General features: G+C 57.6%; 11 protein-coding genes. 10 read left to right on the forward strand and 1 reads right to left on the reverse strand.

The features are described from left to right. The 6 genes from fabF to B3P58_RS19165 all read left to right on the forward strand — a co-directional run. Nucleotides 1–967: beta-ketoacyl-ACP synthase II (gene fabF / locus B3P58_RS19140; RefSeq protein ID WP_286719817.1), on the forward strand; the 967-nt coding region annotated here is incomplete at its 5' end. Continuing rightward, nucleotides 957–1,808 carry an aminodeoxychorismate lyase gene (gene pabC, locus B3P58_RS19145; RefSeq protein WP_230333697.1) on the forward strand — a complete coding sequence of 284 codons (852 nt, stop codon included), beginning with the start codon at nucleotides 957–959 and terminating at the stop codon, nucleotides 1,806–1,808. The genes fabF and pabC, both read left to right, overlap by 11 nt. Continuing rightward, nucleotides 1,805–2,845, forward strand: coding sequence for an endolytic transglycosylase MltG (mltG, locus tag B3P58_RS19150; protein WP_230333699.1), 1,041 nt, complete (start codon nucleotides 1,805–1,807; stop codon nucleotides 2,843–2,845). The genes pabC and mltG overlap by 4 nt, the downstream gene beginning before the upstream one ends. A gap of 15 nt (nucleotides 2,846–2,860) precedes the next feature. Continuing rightward, nucleotides 2,861–3,523 carry a dTMP kinase gene (gene tmk, locus B3P58_RS19155; protein WP_230333701.1) on the forward strand — a complete coding sequence of 221 codons (663 nt, stop codon included), beginning with the start codon at nucleotides 2,861–2,863 and terminating at the stop codon, nucleotides 3,521–3,523. A gap of 10 nt (nucleotides 3,524–3,533) precedes the next feature. Then, nucleotides 3,534–4,535 carry a DNA polymerase III subunit delta' gene (locus tag B3P58_RS19160; RefSeq protein ID WP_230333703.1) on the forward strand — a complete coding sequence of 334 codons (1,002 nt, stop codon included), beginning with the start codon at nucleotides 3,534–3,536 and terminating at the stop codon, nucleotides 4,533–4,535. After that, nucleotides 4,532–4,882, forward strand: coding sequence for a PilZ domain-containing protein (locus B3P58_RS19165; protein WP_225692736.1), 351 nt, complete (start codon nucleotides 4,532–4,534; stop codon nucleotides 4,880–4,882). The genes B3P58_RS19160 and B3P58_RS19165 overlap by 4 nt, the downstream gene beginning before the upstream one ends. Nucleotides 4,883–4,959: 77 nt before the next feature. On the opposite strand, the gene B3P58_RS19170 is transcribed toward B3P58_RS19165, so the two are convergent. After that, nucleotides 4,960–6,099 (reverse strand): aminotransferase class V-fold PLP-dependent enzyme, encoded by a 1,140-nt coding sequence (locus tag B3P58_RS19170; protein WP_230333705.1) that lies wholly within the window; start codon nucleotides 6,097–6,099, stop codon nucleotides 4,960–4,962. Nucleotides 6,100–6,243: 144 nt separating this feature from the next. On the opposite strand from B3P58_RS19170, the gene B3P58_RS19175 reads away from it, so the two are divergent. From B3P58_RS19175 to B3P58_RS19190, 4 genes are all read left to right on the forward strand, one after another. Further along, nucleotides 6,244–9,141, forward strand: coding sequence for an insulinase family protein (locus tag B3P58_RS19175; RefSeq protein WP_230333707.1), 2,898 nt, complete (start codon nucleotides 6,244–6,246; stop codon nucleotides 9,139–9,141). A gap of 132 nt (nucleotides 9,142–9,273) precedes the next feature. Further along, the gene (locus B3P58_RS19180; RefSeq protein WP_230333709.1) at nucleotides 9,274–10,110 is read left to right on the forward strand and encodes a DUF3450 domain-containing protein; all 837 of its coding nucleotides are present in this window, start codon (nucleotides 9,274–9,276) and stop codon (nucleotides 10,108–10,110) included. Next, nucleotides 10,110–11,507 carry a MotA/TolQ/ExbB proton channel family protein gene (locus tag B3P58_RS19185; RefSeq protein WP_230333711.1) on the forward strand — a complete coding sequence of 466 codons (1,398 nt, stop codon included), beginning with the start codon at nucleotides 10,110–10,112 and terminating at the stop codon, nucleotides 11,505–11,507. Before B3P58_RS19180 ends, B3P58_RS19185 begins: the two co-directional genes overlap by 1 nt. A gap of 1 nt (nucleotide 11,508) precedes the next feature. Continuing rightward, nucleotides 11,509–11,879, forward strand: a 371-nt coding sequence (locus tag B3P58_RS19190; protein WP_286719826.1) for a MotA/TolQ/ExbB proton channel family protein, incomplete at its 3' end; no start/stop codon positions are given.

Genomic DNA, 11,879 nt, shown 5'->3' on the forward strand with positions numbered 1-11,879 from the left:
CGAATCGTTAAACCGTGACCGTGTTGGTGTGGCTGTTGGCTCAGGCATCGGCGGCATCACGACTATTGAACAGAATTACCAGCAATTACAGAGCAGTGGCCCGCGCCGGGTATCACCGTTTCTTGTGCCTGCTGCCGTGATTAATATGGCGTCCGGCAATATTGCTATCCGCCACAAACTCCGCGGCCCTAACTTTGCTATTACCACCGCCTGCACCACAGGTACTCATAATATTGGTTATGCCGCCCGTACCATCGCTTACGGCGATGCGGATGTGATGATTGCCGGCGGGTCCGAGATGGCATCGTCGCCTCTTGGTGTCGCCGGTTTTGCCGCGGCCCGCGCCATGAGTACCCGCAACGATGAACCGGAAAAAGCCAGCCGCCCCTGGGATAAAGACCGTGATGGTTTTGTGCTGGGCGATGGCGCGGCTGTACTGGTACTGGAATCTCTTGAACATGCTCAGGCCCGTGGCGCGACTATTTATGCCGAACTCAGTGGTCTGGGCATGAGTGATGATGCCCATCACATCACCAGTCCGCCGGAAAATGGCGAGGGCGCGCGCATGGCGATGGCCAATGCGCTTAACGATGCCGGTCTGCAGCCGCAGGATATTGATTACATCAATGCTCACGGCACCTCGACACTGATTGGCGATATTGCCGAGACCCAGGCGATTAAGGATTTGTTTGGTGATTATGTCAGCCGCCTGGCTGTCTCTTCGACCAAGTCCATGACCGGCCACCTGCTGGGGGCTGCCGGCGCTCTGGAAGCTCTGATTACAGTGTTGGCGGTACGCGATGGCATCGCGCCGCCAACCATTAATCTTGATCATCCTGCCGAAGGATGCGATCTGGATTACGTTCCGCATAAAGCGCGTAAAATGGATATCCGTGCTGCTGTTTCCAACTCCTTTGGTTTCGGTGGTACCAACGGCAGCCTGCTGTTCCGTCGTTATGATGTCTGAAGTCAGCACTGCATACGTTTGGGTTAACGGTCAGTGGCGGGGGCAGGGTCATAGCCAAGCTCAGAGCCATTGGCCGTCCAATGACCGCGCGCTGCACTACGGCGATGGTCTGTTTGAAACCATTCGTTTTGCACCCGATGGCAGCATTCCATTATGGCCATACCATAAACAGCGTCTGCTGCAGGGCTTATGTGCACTGGATTTCCCGATCGACAGCTTTCAGCAAATCGAACAGGCTCTGGCTCAGCGCCCGCAAAGCCCGCTGCTGGCCGGTAAGCTGCTGATCAGTCGCGGCGCCGGCCCGCGTGGCTATGCGCCGCCGGCAGAGCCGGAACTACTGTTACAGTGGCAGGAATTTACGCCGCCTGACTGGGGCTATCTCCGTCTGCCGCAGGGCATGGTGGCCGGATTCAGCGATATCCGGCTGGCGATTCAGCCGGCACTGGCGGGTTTCAAACATCTGAACCGCTTAGAACAGGTATTGGCGCGCCAGCGCTTTGAGCCCGACTGGCAGGAAGCGGTGATGCTGGATGCGCAGGGGCAGGTGATTGAAGGCTGTATGAGCAATCTGTTTCTGCTGGAAAATGGACAACTGGTAACCCCGGATCTCAGTAGCAGCGGAGTGAATGGCGTTGTGCGGCGCTGGCTGTTGACGCATCAGAATGTCATCATTACCCCTTTTGGACGCGAACGCCTGCTGGCCGCTGATGCCGTCTTCTTCTGCAATACGCTGCAGGGGATTGTTATGGTCAGCCGCATAGACGGGCGGCAATTCGAACACCCGGCAGCGCAGCATCAGATCGCAACGCTGCAGAAGGATCTGGAGAATCTTTACGCATGACACTGAGCAAACGCCTGCTGGCTTTGTCCTCCCTTGTTTTCCTGTTACTGAGTGCCACCGTATTGGCCTTCTGGCAGCTGCCAACCAGTAACGAGCAACCTGTCCGTATTGAAGTAGTCAGTGGTGACACCATCAGCAGCCTCAGTCGCCGCTGGCAGGCCGACGGCTGGTTGCCATCGGCGCTGTTGTTGCGACTTCAGGCGCGACTGACCGGTCAGGAGCGGGTGTTGCGCGTCGGCGAATACGATGTGCCGGCAGCGCTCAGTGGCACTGAATTACTGAACTTTCTCGCCAATGCGACACCGGTAACTTATCGCGTCAGCCTGATTGAAGGGCTGCAGTTGCGTGAAGCGCTGACGGCGCTGGCCGAGGCGCCGCGTCTGACTCAGGATCTGAACCCGCTGACACCGGAACGGGTTGGCGAAATGCTTGGCCTGCAGGGCAACCCGGAAGGCTGGCTGTATCCGGATACCTACGTGTATCACAGCGGTGAAGGGGTTTCGTCGGTGATCCGTCAGGCCTACCAGCGTATGCGTGAGCAACTGGCTGCTGCGTGGGAGGCCCGTGCGGCGGACGTGCCGTACAAAAGCCCTTATGAAGCACTGATCATGGCGTCGATTGTGGAGAAAGAAACCGGCGTAGTGGCTGAACGCCCGGTGATTGCCGGCGTTTTTGTGCGCCGCCTGCAACAAAATATGCGCCTGGAGACCGATCCGACGGTTATTTATGGCCTGGGGCCACAATTTGATGGCAATCTGCGCAAAAAACATCTGCAGGACCGGACAAATCCGTACAATACCTACCGCCAGAAAGGCCTGCCGCCAACGCCGATTGCGCTGGCCGGGCGTGCCGCGCTCGATGCGGCGCTGAATCCCGCTGATGGCGATGAGCTGTACTTTGTTGCCCGCGGCGACGGCAGTCATCAGTTTTCGGCAACATTGGAAGAACACAATAAAGCGGTGCGGAAATACCAGATTTTCCGCCGTAAAAAAGATTACCGATCGGCGCCGGCTGAAGCCGCCGCGTCAGAATCCTGAGCAGGAACATCCCGTATGACAAAGCCGCAACAGGGCTTGTTTATTACCTTTGAAGGCGGAGAAGGTGTGGGTAAATCCACCAATATCGCCTTCTGTGCTGAGTGGCTTCACGCCCGCGGCATTGAAGTGGTCGTTACCCGTGAACCGGGCGGCACTGAAATTGCCGAAACCATCCGCGAGCGCCTTCTTAAGGCTCATCACACTGAAATCATGCAGCCTCTGACCGAACTGCTGCTGGTGTTTGCTGCCCGTGCCCAGCACCTGCAGGCATTCATTCAACCGGCACTGGCGCGCGGTGCCTGGGTGTTGTGTGATCGTTTTACCGACTCCACCATCGCCTATCAGGGCTTTGGCCGCCAGCTGCCACTGGCACAGATTGAACAGCTGAAAGCACTGGTGCAGCAGGGGCTGGAACCGGACTGCACCTTACTGCTGGAAGCGCCATTAGCGGTCGGCATGGGTCGTGCCCGTGGCCGTGCCGATCAGGCCGGCGAAGCGGTTGATCGTTTTGAGCAGGAGCAGCTGGATTTCTTTGAGCGGGTCCAGCAGGGCTTTGACTGGCTGGCCTCTCAGCATGAACGCTTCCGCCGTATCGATGCCGCACAGCCGCTGGCACAGGTACAGCAGCAGATCGAACAGGTTTTGCAAAGTTTGCTGCCATCGGGCGGAATGCAATGAGAGGTGAGGCATGAGTGTGCAGCCCTGGCATCAGAGTGTCTGGCATGAACTGGTGCGCCGTCAGCAAAGCGGAGGGCTGCCCCACGCGCTGCTGCTGACCGGCCTTGAGGGTATTGGCAAGCATCAGCTGGGACTGCATGTGGCACAATGGCTGTTATGTCTGCGCGATGAGGCTGAACCCTGTGGCCAGTGCCACAGTTGTCAGCTCTGGGCGGCAGGGACGCATCCCGATTTTATGCTGTGTCAGCCGGAAGATGGTAGTCGCCAGATCCGTATTGATGCGATCCGTAAGGTGAATGATTTTCTCGCCCAGACACCGCAGATCAGCCGCTGCCAGGTGGTCAGCCTGCGTCCGGTGGAAGTGATGAACACCAATGCCGCCAACGCCTTACTGAAAACTCTGGAAGAGCCGCCGGGTGAGAGCTTTCTGTTGCTGGAAACCGAGCGTTTCGGCTCGGTGTTGCCGACCATCCGCAGCCGCTGCCAGCGCCTGCAGCTCAGTCCGCCGGGGCAGGCCGAAGCCCTGAGCTGGCTGCAGCAGCAAGGCTTCAGCGCCGAGGTGGCAGAACAGGCGTTGCGCATGAATCATCAGGCGCCGCTGAAAGCGCTGGACTGGCTGACGCGTGAGCAAAGCAGTCAGCAGCAGAAGTGGTTTGAGCTGCTGCGCCAGTGGAGTCAGGGGCAAATTCCGCTGCAGGCCGCGGCGGAAGGTTGGAATAAACTTGAGTTTCAGGACGTAACCTCCTGGTTTTATTCAATTTTGTCTGATTGTCTTAAAGCGAAGCTGGGTGTCGGTCCGGAGCAGCTGGTGTTTACCGATCAGGTTTTTCAGTTGCTGCCGTGCGCTACCCTGAATCCGGCAAAGCTGATAACCTTGCAGCATAAAGTTCAGGCCGTACTCGGGCAGTTGCTGTCCGGTGGCGGTAACTATAATAAGCAGTTGCTGCTTGAATCCCTGTTGCTGGATTGGCAGCAGATCGTTCAGGACAGTCATCGCGGGGAGCATGCATGACCGCCAATTTAGGTGCCCGCAGCGGCATTTTGTCGCTGACCATTAAAGATAAATCGGTTCTTTACGCCGCCTATATGCCGTTTATCAAAGAAGGCGGTTTGTTTATTCCGACCAACAAGCAGTATCAGCTGGGCGATGAAGTCTTCATGCTGCTGAAGCTGATGGACGAGGCGGAAAAAATCCCGGTGGCCGGTAAGGTTATCTGGGTTACGCCAAAGGGTGCTCAGGGTAACAAAGTGGCCGGCATCGGCGTGCAGTTTACCGGCGACGAAAGCATGGCCCGCGACAAGATCGAAACCTATCTGGCTGGTGCCCTGAAGTCGGATCGCATAACCCATACGATGTAAGCGGCAGCCATGCTGTAGCGAACACCGGAAAGAAAAAAGAGCGCAGATGCGCTCTTTTTTATGCCCGCAAGCTGCGCTCAGAGCGCTTCAAGCAAACACTCCACGGCATCTACGGCGTCTTCCATCACTTCCTGAGTGGTATGAAAGTGTGGCGAGAAGCGGATACCGCCGCCGCGATTAGCGCAAATCACCCCAGCCTGCATCAGCAGTTTGTACAGCTGTGTGCTGTCTTTACCCATAAAGTGGAAGGTCAGAATGCCCGACGGACGCTGATGCAACAGTGGATTGATAAAGGTGGCACCCTTGTCGTCCAGTAATTCCTTCAGGTACAGCACGTTGGTTACCACGCGGGTAGCGACCTGATCCATGCCGACTTCGAGCAGCAAATCGGTGCTGGCTTTCAGGGCAGTAGCGGCCAGTATATTGGGGCTGCCGCACTCAAAACGCCGCGCATCGGCGGCGGGTTGCCAGTCTTTACGGTCGTAGTTACCCATATCCTCAACCATATGCCAGCCGAATTCGGACAGGCTCAGCTGATCCATAATCTGTGGCCGTACATAGAAAAACCCCAGACCTTCCGGGCCAAGCAGCCATTTATGGCCGTCAGCCATAGCAAAATCGGCCTGAATCGCCTGAACCGAAAACGGCAGGGCGCCCACCGCCTGAATAGCATCAACACAGAACAGAGTGCCCGCCGCCCGACAGGCTTCGCCCAGCCGGACCAGATCCAGCGTCAGGCCGGTGGCGTACTGCACTGCACTGACCGACAACAATCGTGGCTTCTGCTCTAAGGCTTCCAGCAGCAGGGATTCCGGGTCATCCCAGGGCAGTGCGACTTCCACAACCTGCACCCCTTTATGTGCCAGCGCTTCCCAGACGATGCGGTTGGACGGGAATTCCTGATCGCTGATCACCACCATGTCACCCGGCTGCCAGTCGAGCCCGGCAGCCACAAAAGACAACGCTTCTGAGGTATTTTTAACCAGAGCGACCGAGCCTTTCGGGGCGTCGATCAGGGCTTCCAGGTTGCGTTTGAGGCCAGCTTCCATCGAGCTCCATTGTGGATAGCGGCTGGCGCCGAGGGCGGTATTCTCGGCAGCAAATTCGCTGACCGCCACGCGCGCGCGCTCTGGCCAGGGCGCAACGGCAGCGTGATTCAGATACAGACACTCGTGATTGACCGGGAATTCATCGTCCCAGCGCGCTTCGGTATTCATAGGGCTCCTGCGGTTTCATTACATAGGGCATTAGTGCACAGAAAGAACAGGCTGGTGCAACGCGGTTGTACGGCTGAGGTTCTGTGCCTGTCAGACACCTGTTAACATACCTGAGTTTACACATCAGGATAAGCAGAGAGCTGTATGTCATCATCAAACGCTTTTCGTCATCTCGGCAGCACCCGCGTTGAATCGCTGAATATCGATATTCTTCATTACGAGCACATCACCACCGGCGCAGTGCATTATCATCTGGCTACCGACTACGATGAAAAAGCCTTTATGGTCGCCCTGCGCACCATGCCCCACGACTCCACCGGCGTAGCGCACATTCTGGAGCACACCGCATTGTGCGGCAGCGAGAAATATCCGGTGCGCGATCCGTTCTTTATGATGACGCGCCGCTCGCTTAATACCTTTATGAACGCCATGACCAGCAGTGACTGGACCGCGTATCCTTTTGCCTCACAAAACGACAAAGACTTTAAAAACCTGCTCGATGTGTATCTGGATGCAGTGTTTTTCTCGCGTCTGCACGAGCTGGATTTTGCTCAGGAAGGTCACCGCATTGAATTCAGCGAAGAAGGCAACGCCGACTCGCCGCTGGAATACAAAGGCGTAGTGTTTAACGAGATGAAAGGGGCGATGTCGTCCACGGTCAGCCAGTTATGGCAGGGCATCAGCAGCTACCTGTTCCCGACCACCACCTATCACTACAACAGTGGTGGTGAGCCGGCAGAAATCACCGATCTGACCTATGAGCAACTGGTCAGCTTCTACAAAACCCACTACCACCCATCGAATGCCATCTTTATGACCTTCGGTAATCTGGACGTGAGTGAGCTGCACGAAACCCTTGAAACCCAGGCGTTGAGCCGCTTTGAGCGTCAGGACAAACAATGGCGTGTTGAACCGGAAAAACGCTACGCCGCGCCACTGGCGGTTGAGCAATGTTACGGCATCGACAGCGACGATCTGAGCGCCCAGACCCATCATGTGCTGGGCTGGCTGCTGGGCGAATCAACCGATCTGGACGCCCAGCTGGAAGCCCATCTGGTCAGTCAGGTGCTGCTCGACAACAGCGCCTCACCACTGCGCCGCGCGCTGGAAGAAACCGATCTGGGTGGCTCACCATCACCGCTGTGCGGGCTGGAAGATTCCAACCGCGAAATGAGCTTTATGTGCGGCATCGAAGGCAGTGAGCCGGAACACGCCCAGGCGCTGGAGCAGCTGGTGCTCGACACCCTGCAGAACGTCGCCGACAACGGCGTGGAGCAGAGCATGATTGATGCCGCGCTGCATCAGCTGGAACTGCATCAGCGTGAAATCGGTGGCGACCATTACCCTTATGGTCTGCAGCTTATTTTTAACTCGTTACCGGCGGCGACCCATTACGGCGATCCGGCAGCCCTGCTGAACCTTGATCCGGCGCTTGAGCGTCTGCGCGCCAAAGCCAGTCAGCCAGGCTTTATGCAGGAGGCGGTACAGCGTCTGCTGCTCAATAACCGCCACCGTGTGCGCTTTACCCTGCGCCCGGATAACGGCGTAAACGACGAAATGAAACGCCTGGAAGAGCAGCGTCTGGCAGAGATTAAAGCCGGTCTGACTGCTGAGCAGAAACAAGCAATCCTCGATCAGGCTCAGGCACTGAAAGAACGCCAGCAGCAGGAGGATGATCCGGGCCTGCTGCCACAGGTGACGCTGGCCGATGTGCGCCCACAAGTCAGTTATGTGGCGCCGAGTAGCACCTATCAGGATGGTCTGCCGGCCACCGAATACGTTGCCGGCACCAACGGTCTGATCTACCAGCAGTTGCTGGTAGACCTGCCTGCGTTTAATGCCGAACAGCTGAGCTGGCTGCCGTTCTTTACCCAGGCCTGGAGTGAAGTAGGCGCCGGTGGTAACGATTACCTCTACCAGCAACAGAAACAGACCGCGCTGGTTGGCAGCCTGTCGGCGTATGCCAGCCTGAAAGGCAAGGTCGATAATGCCGACCAGCTGGAAGGCTATCTGGTTATGAGCGGTAAGGCGCTGGCAGCCAAGGCTGATGATTTCAGTGCGCTGATGCAGGAAACCTGGCAGGCACCGACCTTTGCTGAGGAGAATCGTCTGCTCGATTTGCTGACTCAGGCCAAATCACGCCGTGAACAGGGGATTACCGGTAATGGTCACGGCCTGGCTATGTCGCTGGCGGCAGCACCACTGAACCGCGCCGCCAATGTGTCAAATGACCTCGGCGGCCTGCCGCAGGTAAAACGCCTGAAAGAACGTCTGCAGCGTGCGCAGAAAGAAGGCGCAGGTTTCCTGTCAGCCGCCCTGCAGGATATTTACCGGCAGATCGCTTTGCCACAGGAGGCGCTGCTGGTGCATGACGAGCAGGGCGCGGCCGCGCATCTTGCCAGCCTGCACAACTGCTGGACGCCACAGGCTGCCGCACCTGCAGCGGCACTGAGCTGGGAAATGCCGGAAACCGCAACCTACTGGATGGTGGATTCGCAGGTGAATTTCTGTGCCTGGGCGCTGCCGACGGTGACCATGGATCACGCCGATGCTGCACCGCTAGCGGTACTGGCAGGCCTGTTACGCAATGCCTTCCTGCACACCGCTATTCGTGAACGCGGCGGTGCTTACGGTGCCGGCGCGACCCAGGATTCGGCGCTGGGCTGCTTTAAATTTTATTCCTACCGTGATCCGCGGGTGGAAGGCACCTTTGCGGATTTCGCCGCCTCCATCGACTGGTTACTGGCGCGCAGCAGTGGTGACGACCTGATTGAGCAATCGGTGCTGGGTCTGATCGGTGGTATGGATCGTCCGGGCTCACCAGCAGGTGAAGCCAAGCAATGCTTCCATCAGGATAAGAGCGGCCGCTCGCGGGCACTGCGTCAGCAATTCCGTGAGCGCATTCTGGCCACCTGCTGGGCAGATGTGCAGCGCGTTGCTGAGCAATATCTGCACAACCAGACAGGCAGCAAGGCCGTTATTGCGCCACGCGGAACTGACAAAGTTGCAAATAATCTTGGCTTAATTGCGAATGATTATTGATTGAGGACTAATCCGGCGGCATAATGCCGCCGGTTTGCAGCCATACCCGGGCGCATTCAGTTTTTGTTAATACAAAGCCGTTAGACTTCTCGCTTGAAATATCACTTCACATTGACAGGGACACGACCGGTCATGAAAACCCCGTATATCCTCGCCACATGCTTGCTGGCCTGCACGCTCAGTGCTCAGGCTGCCCCTCAAACCGGGACTCAAACCGGAACCCGGGCCGACAGCCAGTCAGATACTCTGACCAGCGCTCAGCAGCAGATCAGTGCTACCGACAACAGTGGCCGCAACAGCCAGCAGAAGGTTGAGAAACTGGATGATCAGACCCAGCTGCTGCTGAACGAGTACCGTCAGCTGCGTGCCGAAACGGAACAGCTGGCGCTCTATAACCGTCAGATGGCCGCCATCGTTTATAACCAGGATAAAGAGCTGGAGTCGCTCGCGCGTCAGATTACCGAAATTGAGCGTACCGAACGAGGCATTCTGCCGCTGATGAGCCGCATGCTGGATTCTCTTGAGCAGTTCGTGGCACTGGATACACCTTTTCTGCCACAGGAGCGCGGTGCCCGTATCGCACTGCTGAAAGACCTGCTGACCCGTGCCGACGTTACCGTGTCAGAAAAATTCCGCCGGGTGCTGGAGGCTTATCAGGTGGAAGTGGATTACGGCCGCAATATCGAAGCCTACCGTGGCCAGATGGATAACATTTCTTACGATTTTCTGCGGGTCGGACGTCTGGCGCTGTACCGCATCAGCAATGACGGCCAGCATGCCTGGCTCTGGCATAAAGGGCAGGGCAACTGGCTGGCACTGGATGATGGCTATATGCGCGACCTGCGCAAAGCACTCAAAGTGGCGCAGCAGATTGCCGCCCCCGAGCTGATGGTTTTGCCTCTGCCGACTCAGGCCTCCCTTGAGTCCGTTATGACAACCTCAATCAACAATCAGGCGGAGGCACAATAATGAAACCTTTCCTGTCCTCCGTGTTACTGCCGGCGCTTCTGAGCTTCACCTTCAGCGCTACGGCAATCGCCGCGGATGCTGCTGAACAAACCGCTAAAAACAGCGATCCACTGACGGGTCTGCTGAATCAGATCGGCAGTTACAGCCGTGAAGAAGCGGCACAGAACAAGGCCCGTGAAGCCAAATTCCTCAGCGACCTGAATACCCAGAAGCGCATGCTGAGCGAGGCTCGCGCCGCACTGAAACGTGAACAGCAACTGGCCGACTCGCTGAAAGATCGCTTCGACAATAACGAGCAGGCACTGACCGAACGTGAAGAAGAACTGCGTTTGCGGGTGGGGAATCTGGGCGAGATGTTTGGCGTGGTGCGTCAGGTTGCTAACGATCTGAACACCGTGCTGGGCGACAGCCTGACCTCGGTTGAGATTCCTGAGCGCAAAGCCGATCTGAACAAGCTGGCGGAAGCCAAAGAATTGCCGACCATCGCCGAGCTGGAAGCGCTGTGGTTCAGCCTGCAGCAGGAAATGACCATCAATGGTGCAGTATCTTCCTTTGATAGCGTGGTGATTGGCGCCGATGGCAAGCCACAGAAGCGCAGCGTTACCCGTTTGGGTGTGTTCAATGCCGTGGATGACAGCGGTTATCTGGCTTATGACGCCGAACTGAAGCAGCTGCAGATGCTGGGCCGTCAGCCGGGTGCGGCGGATATGATCCCTGAATGGCTGAACGCCAATGCGGCCGTCGCGCCTTTTGCACTGGACCCAAGCCGTGGCGCCTTGCTGAACCTGTCACTGGAAAGCCCGGACCTGCTGGAGCGGGTACAGCAGGGCGCGCTGGTTGGCTACATCATTATCGGCCTGGGCCTGATTGGTCTGGCACTGGCGGGCTGGCGCTTAGTCGTGCTGGGTACGGTTGGTCGCAAGGTTCGTCAGCAGCTGGATAACATCGACAGCGCTGCAGAAGACAACCCTCTCGGACGTGTACTGGCCAGCTACCGCAATCTGCCGCAACCGCTGGATGTGGATGTACTGGAAGCCAAAATGGACGAGGCGGTTCTGCGCGAACTGCCGGCGCTGGAGCGTGGCCAGACCATCATCAAACTCTTTGCCGGCATCGCGCCGCTGCTGGGTCTGCTGGGTACGGTAACCGGCATGATCGCGACCTTTCAGGCAATCACCAATTTCGGCACCGGCGATCCGAAGCTGATGGCGTCCGGTATTTCTCAGGCACTGATCACCACCGTACTGGGTCTGTTGGCCGCAATCCCGCTGCTGCTGGCACACAACTGGGTGGCATCACGCAGCAAGGCGCTGATTCAGCTGCTGGATGAACAGTCTGCCGGACTGATCGCCCAGGCGCTGGAAAACCGCTCCGGCCAGAACCCGAAAGGCAACTGAGATGCAGTGGCTGCTGGACTTTATGGCCCAGGGCGGCCCGGTACTGTACGGCATTCTGGTGCTGTGCGTGCTGCTCTGGAGTCTGATCATTGAGCGCCTGTGGTTTTTCTACCGCGAGATGCCACGCCTGAATCACGCTATTGCCGAACGCTGGGTACAGCGCAGCGAACACCAGAGCTGGAATGCGCGCAAAATCCGCGCGGCCTGGCTCAGTCAGCAAAAGCAGGCGGCGCAGCAATATTTGTCACTGGTTGGCATTCTGATCGCCATCTGTCCGCTGATGGGCTTGCTGGGAACGGTGACGGGTATGGTCAGCGTGTTTGATGTGCTGGCGGTGACCGGTACCGGTAATGCGCGGGCTATGGCGTCGGG

This window comes from Thalassolituus sp. UBA2009 (genome assembly GCF_002335285.1).
Classification (GTDB): domain Bacteria; phylum Pseudomonadota; class Gammaproteobacteria; order Pseudomonadales; family Oceanobacteraceae; genus Venatoribacter; species Venatoribacter alkanivorans.